General features: G+C 61.8%; 12 protein-coding genes and 1 tRNA gene. 3 read left to right on the top strand and 10 right to left on the bottom strand.

Going from position 1 to position 14,838, the window contains the following annotated elements; all coding sequences use genetic code 11:
- Positions 1–4: 4 nt before the first annotated feature.
- The 4 genes from recG to sciP all read right to left on the bottom strand — a co-directional run bounded on the left by recG (position 5) and on the right by sciP (position 5,631).
- Positions 5–2,122 (bottom strand): ATP-dependent DNA helicase RecG, encoded by a 2,118-nt coding sequence (recG, locus tag JJJ17_RS15115; RefSeq protein WP_234464138.1) that lies wholly within the window; start codon positions 2,120–2,122, stop codon positions 5–7.
- The gene (gene ligA, locus JJJ17_RS15110) at positions 2,098–4,290 is read right to left on the bottom strand and encodes an NAD-dependent DNA ligase LigA (RefSeq protein ID WP_200687873.1); all 2,193 of its coding nucleotides are present in this window, start codon (positions 4,288–4,290) and stop codon (positions 2,098–2,100) included. The genes recG and ligA overlap by 25 nt, the downstream gene beginning before the upstream one ends.
- A 249-nt stretch (positions 4,291–4,539) precedes the next feature.
- Positions 4,540–5,247, bottom strand: a complete 708-nt coding sequence (gene ctrA, locus JJJ17_RS15105; RefSeq protein ID WP_200687871.1) for a response regulator transcription factor CtrA — start codon at positions 5,245–5,247, stop codon at positions 4,540–4,542.
- A 108-nt stretch (positions 5,248–5,355) separates the two neighbouring features.
- Complete coding sequence (sciP, locus tag JJJ17_RS15100) at positions 5,356–5,631, bottom strand: CtrA inhibitor SciP (protein ID WP_200687869.1); 276 nt, start codon at positions 5,629–5,631, stop codon at positions 5,356–5,358.
- A 145-nt stretch (positions 5,632–5,776) separates the two neighbouring features.
- Between sciP and mnmA the strand changes: the two genes are divergently transcribed.
- Positions 5,777–6,949, top strand: a complete 1,173-nt coding sequence (gene mnmA / locus JJJ17_RS15095) for a tRNA 2-thiouridine(34) synthase MnmA (protein ID WP_200687867.1) — start codon at positions 5,777–5,779, stop codon at positions 6,947–6,949.
- Here the strand turns inward: mnmA and JJJ17_RS15090 are convergent.
- Complete coding sequence (locus JJJ17_RS15090) at positions 6,921–7,331, bottom strand: SufE family protein (protein ID WP_200688073.1); 411 nt, start codon at positions 7,329–7,331, stop codon at positions 6,921–6,923. The two genes, mnmA and JJJ17_RS15090, sit on opposite strands and share 29 nt — an antisense overlap.
- Before the next feature lie 138 nt (positions 7,332–7,469).
- Between JJJ17_RS15090 and JJJ17_RS15085 the strand changes: the two genes are divergently transcribed.
- Positions 7,470–7,973, top strand: a complete 504-nt coding sequence (locus tag JJJ17_RS15085) for a hypothetical protein (protein ID WP_200687865.1) — start codon at positions 7,470–7,472, stop codon at positions 7,971–7,973.
- 44 nt (positions 7,974–8,017) lie between these two features.
- A tRNA-Ser gene (locus JJJ17_RS15080) sits at positions 8,018–8,107 on the top strand.
- Positions 8,108–8,397: 290 nt separating this feature from the next.
- Here the strand turns inward: JJJ17_RS15080 and JJJ17_RS15075 are convergent.
- The 5 genes from JJJ17_RS15075 to JJJ17_RS15055 are packed head-to-tail and all read right to left on the bottom strand — an operon-like array spanning position 8,398 to position 14,651.
- Positions 8,398–9,255, bottom strand: coding sequence for a DUF3037 domain-containing protein (locus JJJ17_RS15075; protein WP_200687863.1), 858 nt, complete (start codon positions 9,253–9,255; stop codon positions 8,398–8,400).
- Positions 9,252–10,043, bottom strand: coding sequence for a HipA family kinase (locus JJJ17_RS15070; protein ID WP_200687861.1), 792 nt, complete (start codon positions 10,041–10,043; stop codon positions 9,252–9,254). The genes JJJ17_RS15075 and JJJ17_RS15070 overlap by 4 nt, the downstream gene beginning before the upstream one ends.
- Positions 10,040–11,191, bottom strand: a complete 1,152-nt coding sequence (locus JJJ17_RS15065) for a restriction endonuclease subunit S domain-containing protein (protein ID WP_200687859.1) — start codon at positions 11,189–11,191, stop codon at positions 10,040–10,042. The genes JJJ17_RS15070 and JJJ17_RS15065 overlap by 4 nt, the downstream gene beginning before the upstream one ends.
- Positions 11,191–12,381: an HsdM family class I SAM-dependent methyltransferase gene (locus tag JJJ17_RS15060; protein ID WP_200687857.1), complete on the bottom strand. Its 1,191-nt coding sequence runs from the start codon at positions 12,379–12,381 to the stop codon at positions 11,191–11,193. The genes JJJ17_RS15065 and JJJ17_RS15060 overlap by 1 nt, the downstream gene beginning before the upstream one ends.
- Entirely contained in the window at positions 12,342–14,651 is a 2,310-nt protein-coding gene (locus JJJ17_RS15055; protein WP_200687856.1) for a sacsin N-terminal ATP-binding-like domain-containing protein, read from the bottom strand. The genes JJJ17_RS15060 and JJJ17_RS15055 overlap by 40 nt, the downstream gene beginning before the upstream one ends.
- Between the last annotated feature and the right edge of the window lie 187 nt (positions 14,652–14,838).

Raw genomic sequence — 14,838 nt, 5'->3', positions numbered from 1 at the left:
GAACCTATCCGACCGAGATCAGGCGGATCGCTTTGTCCTGTTGCATCAACCACATAAGCATCCGCAGCGCCTTGCCCCGCGGGCTTTCAAGCGCCGGATCGCGTTCCAGAAGCGCCCGCGCATCCTGCCGCGCAACCGCCATCAGACCGGCCTGATGTTCCAAATCCCCGATTCGGAATCGCGGCAGACCGGATTGGGCAGTGCCGATCACATCCCCCGCGCCGCGCATCTCCATATCGACTTCGGCGATCCGAAACCCGTCTTCGGTGTCCCGCAACGTCGTCAGCCGCCGCGCGGCGGTTTCGCCCAGCGGCGAATGATACATCAGCAGACAGGTCGAGGCGCCCTGCCCCCGGCCCACGCGCCCGCGAAGCTGATGCAGTTGCGCCAGACCAAAATTCTCGGCGCGCTCGATGACCATGATCGTCGCCTCGGGCACATCGACGCCAACCTCGATCACCGTCGTCGCCACCAAAATCTGCGCAACACCGCTGGCGAAATCCGCCATGGCGCGGTCGCGATCCTCGGCGGGCATCTGCCCGTGGATCAACCGCACCACATCGCCGAACTGCGCCCGCAGCGTCTGAAACCGGGCCTCGGCTGCGGTCAGATCGCTGACCTCGCTTTCCTCGACCAGCGGGCAGACCCAATAGGCGCGCGCGCCCTGAGCGATGGCGGCACGTAGCCGCGCGGTCACCTCGTCCAACCGCTGATCGCTGATCATGACGGTGGTGATCGGCTGTCGTCCGGGCGGCTTTTCGTCAAGGATCGAGATGTCCAGATCGCCATATTGCGTCAGCGCCAGCGAGCGCGGAATCGGCGTCGCCGTCATGATCAGCATATCCGGCGGCACCGCGCCCTTGGCGGAAAGCTCCAGCCTTTGCGCCACGCCAAAGCGATGTTGTTCGTCGATGATCGCCAGCCGAAGATCTTGGAAATGCACGTCTTTTTGGAAAACAGCATGGGTGCCGACCAGAATGTTGATCCGCCCCGCAGCCAGATCTTCCAGCATCTGCGCACGAAGCTCACCCCGATCCCGCCCAGTCAAGGCCGCCAGCCGCACTCCCGCCGCACGGGCCAGAGGCTCCAGCGCGCGGGCATGTTGCCGGGCAAGGATCTCGGTCGGCGCCATCAGCACCGCCTGCCCGCCCGCCTCGACCGCGACCAAGGCGGCTAGCATCGCCACCAGCGTTTTTCCCGCGCCGACATCGCCCTGAAGCAACCGGTTCATGCGGCGGTCGCTGGCCATATCCTCGGCAATCTCGGCAATGGCGCGGGTTTGCGCGCCGGTCGGGGGCCAGGGCAATTGCGCCATAACCGCCTGTCGCAGCCGCCCGTCGCCCTGCGTGGGCCGCCCCTTCAGTCGGCGTTTCTCGCGCCGCACCAGAGCCAGTGTCATCTGATGCGCCAGAAACTCGTCATAGGCCAACCGCGCGCGCGCACCCTGATCGGGCGACAGATCGCGCGCCGCCTCGGGCGCATGGGCGGCGGTCAGGGCATCGTTGAAACCGGGCCAGCCGCGATCCGCCAGAAGCTGCGGGTCGATCCATTCCGCCATCGGCGGCATCCGCTCCATCGCAGCCGCAATCGCCTTCGACATCATCTTCTGCGTCAGCCCGGCAGAGAGCGGGTAAACCGGCTCGAATTCCGGTGGCAGCGGGTCTTCGGGCGGCTGGATATGGTCGGGATGGACCATCTGCGCCATGCCGTCGAACAGTTCCAGCTTGCCGCTGACCACGCGACGCGCGCCGGTCGGCAACTGACTTTCGATCCAGTCGCGGCGGGCGTGGAAGAACACCAGCGTCAGGTCATGGGTGCCGTCGCTGCAATGAACGCGCCACGGACGGCCGCGTTGAGCGGGCGGATGGTGGCGCCCGACGGTGACAGCGACGGTCACCACCTCGGGTGCGCGCGCTTCGGCCAGCGAGGCGATACGGCGGCGGGTCACGCCGCTGTTTGGCAGGGTCATCGCCAGATCGCGGGGCGTCTCGATCCCCATCTGTTGCAGCGCGGCGCGCCCCTTCGGGCCGATCCCCGGCAGCGTGTCGATCCCCGCGAACAGCGGGAACAGCGCAGGCGGGCGACCGGCAGGCTGCGTCATGCCCCGGCGATCCGCATCCATTCGTCCTCGTCGATCACCTTGACGCCCAGCTCTGCCGCTTTCTTTGCCTTCGAGCCCGCGCCGGGTCCGGCGACCACCAGATCGGTCTTGGCACTGACCGAGCCCGCGACCTTCGCGCCCATCGCCTCTGCCCGCGCCTTGGCCTCGGGGCGGGTCATCTGCTCAAGCGTGCCGGTGAAAACCAGCGTCTGACCCGCAATCGGGCTTTGAATATTCTTCGGCGTCTCGTCCGGCCGAATGTCCAGTTGCGCGACCAGCCGGTCGATGCTGCCCCGCTCGGCCTCTTGGGTGAAGGTGGTGACCAGCGATTGCACCAGAACCGCGCCAATGCCGTCGATGCCGGTCAGTTCCGCCCAATTCGGGCTATCGGCCAGCACGGCGCGGCGGGCCTTGTCGTCGGGGGCGCTGAAGGCGGGTTCGCTGGCCGCGCCGTCGATGGCGGCGACAAGCGCGTCCCATGTGCCGAAGTGACGCGCCAGAACCGCCGCCGCAACCTCGCCCACATGGCGAATGCCAAGCGCGAATATCAACCTTTTCAACGTGATATTGCGTCTTTCCTCGATTGCCGCGAACAGCTTTTCGACCGAGCGTTCGCCGAAACCGTCGCGGTTCTTCAGCTTGGTCAGGTTTTTGGCATCGCGCTCTGCCAGCGTGAAGATATCTGCAGGCTCGCGGATCGGCAGGGCGTCGTCAGCAAAGAACATCTCGATCTGCTTCGCGCCAAGTCCATCGATATCAAAGGCTGCCCGCCCGACAAAATGTTTCAGCTTTTCAACCGCCTGCGCCGGGCATATCAGGCCGCCGGTGCAGCGACGTACAGAATCGCCCGGCTCGCGGATCGCATCAGAGCCGCATTCCGGGCAGGTCGTAGGAAAGACATAGGGCTGACTGTCGGCGGGACGCTTTGATAGATCGACATCGGCGATCTTCGGGATCACGTCGCCCGCCCGATAGATCTTGACCCAATCGCCTTCGCGAATATCCCGCCCCTCGCGGATCAGCGCGCCATTGCTGTCGCGACCGGCGATGTAATCCTCGTTATGCAGCGTCGCGTTGGACACAACGACGCCGCCCACCGTCACCGGTTCCAGCCGCGCAACCGGGGACAGCGCGCCGGTGCGTCCGACCTGAATTTCAATGCGGTCAAGGCGCGTCCAGGCAATCTCGGCCGGGAATTTATGTGCCAAAGCCCACCGGGGCGTGGTCGAGCGGAAGCCCAGCCGGGACTGATAGGCAAGATCGTTGACCTTATAGACCACGCCGTCGATGTCATAACCCAAGGTCGCGCGCTGTTGTTCGATCTGGGACCACACGGCGATCATCTGCGCGGCATCATCGCAAAGGCGGGTCAATGGGTTGGTCTGGAACCCAAGCGCCTGCAATCGCTCGACCGCGCCCATCTGGGTTTTGGCCAGCGGTGCCGACAGCTCACCCCAGCTATAGGCAAAGAAGCGCAGCGGGCGCGAGGCGGTCACCTTTGGGTCGATCTGGCGCAGCGAGCCTGCAGCGGCATTGCGCGGATTGGCAAAGATACGGCCAGTGCCCGAGGCGTTCAGCACCTCGAAATCGGCGTGGCTCATATAGACCTCACCCCGAACTTCGAGGATGTTTGGAACATCGCCCTGTAGTTTCTGCGGAATATCGCGGATCGTCCGGGCGTTTTCGGTGACGTTTTCACCAACGCTGCCATCGCCGCGGGTCGCCGCCTGCACCAGTTTACCGTCCAAATAGCGCAGTGACAGGGATAGCCCATCAATCTTGGGTTCTGCGGTGAATCGCAGCTCTTTTTCAGGGCCGAGGCCAAGAAAATTACGGACGCGGGTGACAAAATCCGTCACATCTTCCTCGGAGAACGCATTCTCCAGCGACATCATCCGCTGGGCATGGGTGATCTTTCCAAAACCCTCTGCCGGAGCGCCCCCGACCTTCTGTGTCGGGCTGTCGAGGCTGGCCAGTTGCGGGAATGCCGCCTCAAGCGCCTGCAACCGTTGTTTGAGGTGGTCGTAATCGGCATCGGACAGAACCGGCGCGTCGAGGGTATGATAATCCTCATTCGCCTGCAGCAATTGTTCAGATAGCGCGGCGATCTGATCGGCGGCCTGCTTTTCGGTCAGATCCCGCGGCGCGACTGTGTCCTGCCCGATCACATTATCCGATTCTGTCGTCATGGCGCGCCCCGTCATTCCTCGGGGCCATCCACCCCGCCTTCTCTATAACGTGACCGGATGCCGGTTTCCCAGAGTGCTGACAAGGCGAAAGCAAAGACACGCCTTGACCGACCAGTGCAACGTTATGCGCAAGAAAAGACCGGGAAACGCCGTCGCGCAACCCGGTCTTCGTCAACCGCGGCACATGTTCCGTGAGCGATGCCGCGTCAGCGCCTTACCTCCGATGAAGGGAAGACAGTGTGCGGCCTGCTAGGCGCCAAGTGCGATCCGTCCCTCTCCGGGATTGGGCTCGCGCAGCACATAACCGCGTCCCCATACCGTCTCGATATGGTTGTCGCCCTGGTTCGCCTCGGACAGTTTCTTGCGCAGCTTGCAGATGAAAACGTCGATGATCTTCAGCTCAGGCTCATCCATGCCGCCATAGAGGTGATTCAGAAACATCTCTTTGGTCAGCGTCGTGCCTTTTCGCAGGCTGAGAAGTTCAAGGATTTGGTATTCCTTGCCGGTCAGATTGACCGACTTGCCCTTCACTTCGACCGTGCGCGCATCCAGATTGACCACGATCTCGCCGGTGCGGATGATCGCCTGACTGTGACCTTTCGAGCGACGGATGATCGCCTGAATCCGGGCCTGCAATTCCTCGCGATTGAAGGGTTTGGTCATATAGTCATCGGCACCGAAGCCAAAGCCGCGCAGCTTGCTTTCAGTGTCGTCCGACCCGGTCAGGATCAGGATCGGCGTGTCGATCCGCGCAAGACGCAGGTGACGCAACACCTCCATCCCGTGCATGTCCGGCAGATCCAGATCCAAGAGGATCAGATCGTAGTCATAGAGCTTTGCCAGATCGATGCCTTCCTCACCCATATCGGTGCGAAAAACGTTGTAACTTGCCGCCGTCAGCATCAGCTCGATTGCGCGTGCCGTGCTTGGGTCGTCCTCAACCAGTAAAATTCTCATATCTCGTGTTGCCCCCGATTCGCCTAAGTCCCTCGACCATCGGCCCAGAAGGTTAATATGAGGTTACCAAGATTCGCGCAAACGCTTACGTCTGGGGTTTTTGAAGATTTATTGTTTTCGATAGCGCTGCAAAGCGGTGACTTTCAGCGCCATTCTTCCATGCCGCCGAATCGCGTTGACCCATGCATCGAACTCTTCATCCGAGAGGCCGTAACGGCGCAAAGCCTCCTCCCGCGTCAGCAGTCCATAGGCCACCGCATAGACAACGGTTTCCTTGCGACTTGCCACCCACCGCACATCAAGCGGCGGCAGATCGGCCAGCGAAAGAACCGTGCCGTCGGGCAGAATCGCGGTGCGCGGCGTCTCTGATCTTTTCACGAACATTCCACCTGTCCCTCACTCATGAAGGGACTTTGGCCGATCAGTTTTAATTCGCGGTTAGCCGCTATGCCGATTCTGTGCCTCCATGGGTTGAGAATGCACAGCATTTGCCTATATTTCGACACATCTTCATATCCGAGACTTCGTCATGACGATCCACAGCCCCGCGCCGACGACAGCGCGTGCCACCGAATTGAACTCGCTGGGCTTTGCGAAGCCGCCGGCACAGACGCGCGTGGTCGTGGCGATGTCGGGCGGCGTGGACAGTTCTGTCGTGGCGGCGAAGCTGAAATCCGAAGGCTATGATGTCATCGGCGTGACGTTGCAGCTTTATGATCACGGCGCGGCTTTGGCCAAGAAAGGCGCCTGCTGCGCCGGTCAGGATATCCATGACGCCCGCCGCGTGGCCGAGCGCATGGGCTTTCCGCATTACGTGCTGGATTACGAGAACAAGTTCCGCGAATCGGTGATCGACGAATTTGCCGATGCCTATCTGGCGGGCGCGACCCCGGTTCCCTGCATCCGCTGCAACGAGCGGGTGAAGTTTCGCGATCTGCTGATGACCGCCCGCGATCTGGATGCCGATTGCATGGCGACCGGCCACTATATCCAGCGCAAGGACGGTGCCGCGCGGGCCGAGTTGCACATGGCCGCCGACCCGAACCGCGATCAAAGCTATTTCCTGTTCTCGACCACGCAAGAGCAGCTTGATTTCCTGCGCTTCCCGCTGGGCCATCTGGAAAGCAAGGCAGAAACCCGGGCCTTGGCGGCGGAATACGGGCTGGGCGTTGCCGACAAACCCGACAGTCAGGATATCTGCTTCGTGCCGAACGGCGATTACGCATCGGTGATCGAGAAATTGCGCCCCGGTGCCGCCGATCCGGGCGATATCGTCGATATGGACGGCAATGTGCTGGGCCAGCATCGTGGCGTGATCCATTACACGATCGGTCAGCGGCGTGGCCTTGGGATCGGCGGCTTGGGCGATCCGCTTTATGTGGTCCGGCTGGACCCCGATCTGCGCCACGTCATCGTCGGCCCGAAATCGGCGCTGGCTACGACCGTCGTGGCGATCACCGAGGTCAACTGGCTGGGTGACGCGCCGTTCGAGGGTGAAATCCCCTGCCTTGTCCGCATCCGCTCTACCCGTCCGCCAAAGCCCGCGATCCTGCGACCGTCAGGCAATGGCCGGGCCGAGGTCGAATTGCTGGACGCCGAGGAAGGCGTCAGCCCGGGTCAAGCCTGCGTCTTCTACGCGCCTGACAGCACCCGCGTGCTTGGCGGCGGCTGGATCAGCCTGCGTCGGCGGCGAGCAGCCTGATCCTTTCAACCATCGCGCGCAGCCCATTGGAACGCTGCGAGGACAGATGCTCGTCCAGGCCCAGCCGGGCCAATTCGGCCTGTGCATCGATCGCGCGCACCTCGGTCAGGGGAACGCCGGAATACAGCGCGTGCAGGATCGCGATCAGCCCGCGGACGATCATCGCATCGCTGTCGCCCTGAAAATCGAAGCGGCCATCCTGCACCACCGGCATGATCCAGACCTGACTGGCGCAGCCATCGACCTTGGTTGCGGGCACCTGCAGCGCCGGATCCATCGGCGGCATTGCCTTGCCCAGCTCGATCACATGACGATAGCGATCCTCCCAATCGTCAAGGAAATCGAAGGTCTCGGCGATCTCTTCAAAGGCTTTGGTGGCCATCATCGGTTCCTTTCGGCATGGCTGTGACCTAGCGCGCGCGGCGGGGAAGGTCAAAGAGCCTTTATCCGGCCCGGCTTTTCGCCTAACACTTTGCAAAATCCGCGCCGGATGAAGCGGCCGAAACTTCGGGATGGTGACATGAGACGACTGACCCTGCCTTTGCTGATCGCGACCCTGGTCCTTGCCGGTTGCGGCGGACGCTTCAGCGATAGCGGCTGGAACCCGCTGCGGTGGGGTTCAGGCTCATCCGGCCCCAAGACGCTTGAGCCCGATGGCGGCTATACAGCCGGAACCGATCAACGCCCCGCGATCGGACAGATCGTCAGCGCCCGGTGGGAACCGCTGAGCGAAGGTCGCCTGCTGGTCGTGCAGGCCGTGCCGCCGACCAAGGGCTATTCCTCGGTTGAATTGGTAACGATGACACCACAGCCGCCGGGACGGATCAGCCCCGACGCGGATGGCGTGCTGCGCCTGCGCCTTGTCGGCGTGCCGCCCCTGCCCGATTCCGACGCCGCCCGGATGATCGCCAATCCCGCGACCGATACGATCAACGCGGCGATGTCGCTGTCGCATGTGCAGCTTGCGCGCATCACCGCTGTCGAGATCGTCGGCGCAAGCAACGTGGGCACACTTCGCCGCTGAGCACGGTTGCGCGGCAAGCCGCAAGCGGATAAGCCGCATCCGTCGGAGGCGTGGCAGAGTGGTTTAATGCACCGGTCTTGAAAACCGACGTGGGTGAAAGTCCACCGTGGGTTCGAATCCCACCGCCTCCGCCACTTGCCCTCGCGAAAGCGTTCTCCCGATCCGGCTGCGGCCGGATTTTTCCGTTGTTTTCGAGGGTTATGCGGGTGGGGCTGTTAACCGCCCCTGCCGCTGCGAGGCCCCGAAGCGGTCTCTCAGGGGCGGAATTCTCCGGACCTGTTAACCGCGCCGATCACGGTTATCAGCGAACAAGTAATTGATCTCAAAAAGATTCAGTCGCATTTGATCATGGGTCAAGTTCGCCTTTGCCATCCGTGCCAAGATGCCTCTGGCAGCGAACCGGTCGCAACAGTAGGGTCGTGCTCTAGTGTTGAGCACGACCCTCATGGTGCCGAACTTCATCCTCGATCTGATTCACAAAGTCCTCGATCTGGTCCTCCTCGAAGACCTTGTTGTCGAAGGGAACCTGACGAAGGATTTCAACGGCGTTCCTGTAAGCGGGCACCAAAGACGCGTTCTGAGGACGACCGACGATGAAATGCACTTGGACATCTTCAGTCGTACCGATCTTCACTGCTGAAAGGTGACCGAGCCAGCGGCGTGCCTTGTCCTTGATATTGTCTGCATCCGAGAGGTCAAAGGACAGAGGCTCGTAGACGTGCCAGCGCCCGTTCTTCCAGGCATGGCGAAACTCCACCGCGTCGGTGTTGCCTTGGATGCGCTTGGCTTCCAGTTCAACGTTGACGCCGTGCTCCTTGAGCTTCGCTTCCACAGGGCGCCAGACGTCGTCATCGCTCCGACGGCGCTCCGATGCACGGTCGTACCGTGAGACAAATCTCTGATACAATTGATCAAATGTCTTCTGTGGATCAGTGGTCAGGCCCGCACCGACCGGCGACCACTGCAATGAGCTATCGTCCAGAGGCAGCGCGATACGTGCATAATCGCCCGCAGTCTTACCGTCCTTGAAGAGACCCTCGTCCTTCAAGCTTCGCTGGACGCTTCTCATACCGCGCTCGATCGCATCGATTGCGCCCTTGTAGGCTTCGCTGTCCAGATCCGGAAAAACGCTCTTGATGCGCCCGAAGGTCTTGCGTGACTTCGAAAGGATGAGCGGGCGGCCGGGAACGACCATGACGAGGCCGACATTCACGAACTCGCCCGTCAGGACGTCATGAATGTAGCGCAGAACGACGTAGCTGTACGGCTCCTTCGTGGTCATGCCAGTATCCTCCCAAGTTCCCCGATGCATGCATCGATGTTGTCCCTTGCGTCGGCGATCAACTTCAGCGCAGCATCTATGTCGACGCGGGCGGCTGCCCACTCCGGAGGGATAGCCCTTTCATACTCCTGCAGGCGCGCATCCGACAAGGCGGTCCAACGAGATTTGATCTCGTTGAAGTCGAAGGGCGCGCCTTTCAGCTCCTGAACGAAAATATGCCTGCCAGGGGTTTCGAAATCCCTCATGCCGCCCAAGACCCATGGCGCCCGCCACAACAGGATGAGCCGATGCGCAAAGGCAAGCTCGTGGTCGATGATCCGCAGATCGGTGCCCCGGACAAGGCAGTTCGGGTTTTCAGCCCGCCGATCGGGGTTCTGGATGATGGCGTCGAAAAGCAGGATGCCAGCCGCCACAGGCCTCATTGTGTCAGAGAGGCGCTGCCCGCTGTTCCATGCGGAAAATCCCGTTGACCGGGTAGAGCCGAACGCCACGGGGCAGCTGCGGCGAAGCTTGTCCGCGATCTGCGGGTCGGTCACGACAGGGATGATTTCAGGCGGTATCTCCACCAGCCATGGCTTGGGTACCGGAAGTCGCAGATCGGCAGCGAGGCATGCCGCAATCGCTTCTCTCGCCAGGTTCACGACCTGCTGATCACACCCTGCAGACAGCTTGACGAAAACCTCGATTTCATCGTCTTCGCCATCCGTTTCGCATGCCGACAGGATCGGGCCAGTACGGCCCTGAACGGCAACCCTGTCGATCCGTGTCAGGATGGCGCGAGGGATCATGCGGCGTTCGCCTTTCCATTAAAGATCTCGTGCAGCATGGCCGGGATCAGGGCCTCCACGTCCTGCGCAGTGCTAGCGCGGATGGTGCGGGCTTCGCGGGCCCTCGCATGCAGACGATCGAACCATTGCTGGCGGCCGATCGGTGGCGTCGGAACAGTGATCGCCTCCAGCGCTCCTTGCCCCAGAGTGCGGTTCCTGTCGGCACTTCCAGGCGATGCGGATTGGACCTTGCCGAGACCTTCAGAGGCTTGGAGGTAGAACCAGATGAAATCGGCTGTCGCGAGCCCCTGAGTGGGAACGCATGTCAGGTAGCGGTGCGAGCCGACCCGCCCATGATCATCGGGGCCAGCCACCGCGAAGGCCCCCTCCCAAGCCTTGATGTTGCTGAACACGAGGTCGCCTTGCTGAACAAGGAAGAGCTTTTGCCAGCTTAGGTCCGCGCCCAGCAGATCGGGCTTGTGAAAAGTACCGCGGCCAAACGAACGGACGCCAAGCTCGGGATAGCTCGCGTCAAGATCGATCTCGACCGGCCTGCGCACCAGCGGCGCGACCTGGGGCATGGGGCGCAGGGGGGCGCCGTCGATGGCGCGCTGGAAAGCTTTCAGCAGCAGCGCCTGCGTTTCGCGCTCGGCCGCCTCGATGGCGTTGCGGCGGTCGTCCACCAGCGCCGCGACCCGGTCGAGCTTTTCGACGATACGGCGCTGTTCGTCGAGAGAAGGCAGAGGCACCGTCATCTTCAGGAATTTCGCTTCTTTCATGCGAACGCGGTTTGTCGAACCCTCGCTCGCTCGGCGACATAGATCGATGAACTCAGGCGTGCGCGAATACCACTCGAAGAAGTGTGGCAGCACCGTCGAAGCGTCGATGTTGAAGCAGGGGAAATCATTGCTGACCAGTGCGCCGTCCAGTTCTGCTGGAACGATCCCGAAAGCTCCGTGACGCGCGTCGATCCTGGAGATCAGGAACTGACCTGGCTTGGCGCAGTACTGTCGGGCGGCAGCAATCGCGCTCCCCGTAACTTCGCCGCGCAGCGTGAGGCCCTTTCCCCACAGACGTGCGGTAATCTGCTTGTATTTTTCATCCGGCTTTACTTGGACCCAGTCCTCTGACTTGGTCAGAAACCTGTCGATGGTTATCGTCCGCGACATCACACCCGCTCCGCCAGCACGGCCTTGATCTCGTCCATGATGCCGATGATCCGATGTTCCTGTGCGATGATTGCGTCCACGATCTCGGCCGGTGCACGGTGATCGACGACCTCACCGGAATGGGGGTTCTTGATGTCGAGGTTGCAGGCGACGACACGATCCTGATCGTCGCGCTGAATCAGGTCAGCTGCGGAGACCTTCCAGGCGCGCTCGTTCGGCTCGCGCTTCTTCCACCAGGCGAGGCAGTCCGCAAATTCCTCATAGGCCATGGGCGCCGTTTTCGAGTACTTCTTGCGGCCCTCCGGCAGCGGCATCTCGTAGTACCAGATGTCCTTCGTCGGTCCGGTCGTGTCGAAGAAGATCAGGTTTGCCGGGATGTCCGTGTAGGGCGCGAACACGCCTTCACGCAGCCGGACCACCGTGTGCAGGTTGAACTTCTCGAGCAGGTCCGCCTTGATCCGTGCCGAGATGCCGTCACCGAACAGCGTACCGTGCGGAACGACGACCGCGGCCCGCCCGCGCCCGGCGCGCTTCAGCCGCCGCATGATCAGTTGCAGGAACAGCAACGCCGTTTCGGCCGTGCGCCGGTCCTCGGGGAAGTTGTTGAGGATGCCTGCCTCCTCCTCGCCGCCGAATGGCGGATTGGTCAGGATGACATTGACCCTCTGATCCTCGCCGATCTCGGCCAGGCGGAAGCGAAGGGCGTTGCCGGGGTCGATGCGCGGGGCGTGCAGGCCGTGCAGCAGGAGGTTGAGCTGGGACAGCAGGAACGGCAGCGACTTGGCCTCGCCGCCCCGGATGGTTTCCTCCTGCAGGATGCGGCGTTTCTCGACCGTGTCGGCCTGGCGTTCCAGATGAAGGAAGGCATCGGTCAGGAAGCCGCCGGTGCCGCACGCCGGATCCAGGATGGTCTCGCCCAACTGCGGGTCGGTGACCTCGACCATGAAGCGCACGACAGGCCGGGGCGTGTAGAATTCCCCCGAGTCACCGGCGGCGTCACGCATCTCGCGCAGTAGTGTCTCGTAGAGGCGACCGAGCGTGTGAACTTCCTCAGACGAGTCGAAATGGATGCCGTCGATCAGGTTGACCACGTCGCGCAGCAGATAGCCGCTTTCCATGCGGTTGGCGAAGCCCTGGAAGACCGTGGCGATCACGTCGCGCCGCTCGCGCCGCCCATTGTCGCCGCGCAAGCCTCGGAGATAGACGCATTTTCGGCAAATTGCGCGATCGCACCCACCAGCATCCGACTCAGCTGTGCGGAACTCGCCGTAGGCAGCACCGGAAGCAGCCGCCACCCTGACGGCATGCGGATCGAGTAGCTCGAGAACTTGGGTAAGTATCGTGGCGTGCTTCCGGAGTGCTCCCTGCAAATCTCATCGAAACCAGGGCTCAACAAGCGGAGATAGTCCTTGAAGTCCGGATCGTCTCGGTCCGCGGACTCTTCGATACCGGGGAACTCCGACAGCCAGCCCGATGGGACCGTGGTTTCGATCTGCTGCCGAAATTGCGGGTCCATGACATGATCCTCGGGAAATCCCGATGGACTCTCCCGTACGATCAACAGGCTCCGGCTTGTCCACATTCCGGATACTGCGCGGAATTTGGTGCGCTCCAGATCAAGCTCATCAATGTATTCCTGCCTCGCTTCCTGTGGCGCCGAGGCAATGTTGTACCAGAAGTTCTCCCAGTCTTCTGGCCGATTGGAATCCTCGGCGGTCGTCAGCGAGGCCTCGAGAATGTCGGACCACGATGCAGATGCCAATTCGGTGACATCCATCAGATTGACGAGGATATCGCGGGCCTCCTTGTCCGAAACAAGTCCCTCAGCAACCGCTAGAAAGCCTGCGGGCGGCGCTGATCCGGATACAATCACTGCTTCCGAAGGGGCGGCCAAACCCCCATCTGCGGTGGGTATAAGGCATGCTTCTGGAACGCTGAACAGTCCGTATTTGAACTTCTCCCTCAATAGGTTACCGGTGAACGCCAAGGTCCGTCTCGCCATGGCGAGATCTGTGTGCGCAATGCAGTCGAGCCATTTATTGGCGGGCGATTTCGCCAAGACCTGCATGTCCCGGCGCTTTGCTTCCGTGACGAGGGCATTCAATCGCGATACCCTTGCCTCGGACGAATAGCAGTCTGGATGCAGGTAACGATCCCGCGCATCCGCGCTCGCAAGGTCGGCCCACGATCTGCAGATCTCCGTGTCCTCAACGAAATGCCGCAGGAGCTGGCTTGGACTGCGCGGGATGCCATTCACGTCAGCCAACACTTCAGACGAAACGATCTGGTCCCAGAGAGACCGAATGAGTGGCACGGCGATTTCGTCCTGCCGTTCCGGTTGACGCGGGAACGCACTTACGGCGGCCCCACAGTCCTCGGGTGTCGACAACGCCGTGAGCGAGCCGCTTATCAGGTCGGCCGCGGCTTGCATGATCGCTTCGTTCCATGGACCTCGGATCAGGTTGGTCCTGTCACTGTTGAGTTTCCACGGTGCGTTGAGGATGCCCGAAGTGCGGCTTTGCGTTTCTGTCGGGAAGAACGCCCAGAAGCGACCAGCCTGTTCGCGACCACCGACCGGCACCGCCCACGACAGTGGAACTTGTTCCCTCGCCTGGATGTGTGTTGCGTCGGAGCGCGCGGCCGGGCTGTCGACCTTTACCGACGCCTCGAAGACCTTCCATCGGGCCTCGTTGGTTCCGTCGCTCACAACCGCGAGCCCGTCTTCAATCCGCTTGGTCAAGAGACGGGGTGCAGCACCTTCCACTTCCAGCTCGAGGGAGATTGCCGAGGGCAGGAATAGCAGAAACTCGGCCGGGAAATCTGCAATCTCCTGGCTTAGTCGCTCGAACGCGGTCTCATCCGCAATTTCCGCTGAAACGACGGTGGTTGCCCAGTTCCATCTGCTCGCTTCTGATAGCGGGCTACTTTCGGCGGCGGGATCTAGCACCTCGGCAAGCCGCATGCCGGGCGCGGGAGCATCCTTGGCAAGACCAAGATGTCGACGAATCCGATCACGGCAGGCCTCGGGGTCGAAGCGCAGACCTACAGATCTGGATGTTAGGTCAACGCGACCGCCCAGCTTGAGCAGCGACTTGAACCCGATACCAAACCGTCCAATCTGATTGCCGCGCTTGGGGGAGCTGCGGGCATTAAGAAGCGCTACAATTCCCGGTTCATCCAGGGCGGCGCCGGTATTGGCCGCCTCCAACCGATTGTGGGAGAGACGGACATGAATCCGCCCTTGGGGCTCCGCGGCCTCGAGGATCGCGTCGGCAGCGTTCTGCACCAGTTCGTACAACTGTCGGTAGGCGTATCCGCCTGACAGGACTTCGTTCTCGGTCTCGAAATGCTCGGCCGCGTCACGCGGCTGTGCTTCGTAGGCCTTAAGGCGCTTCTGGCATTCTTCGTGAACGAACTCTGCCAGTTGCTTTAGATCGGATTCCTGGTTGCGAACATCCATGCACGCCTCAAATACCTTAATGGAAACATCTGCGTAGGCTGTTCCCGCACGCCCTCACCCTGTTTGGCAGACTAGCCGTGAGAGATGGGGAGCGGCAACAGCTTACGAGAGCATCGCCTCCCTCGTTTAGCGACGCAGGTGTCGGGAGCGACGCCATTCATGCAGTGAGGTATCGCGGGGCCTGAGC

The organism is Paracoccus caeni (assembly GCF_016629665.1).
Classification (GTDB): Bacteria; Pseudomonadota; Alphaproteobacteria; order Rhodobacterales; family Rhodobacteraceae; genus Paracoccus; species Paracoccus caeni.
Note: the sequence above shows the minus strand (reverse complement) of the source record. Positions and strands in the feature narration are given on the sequence as shown.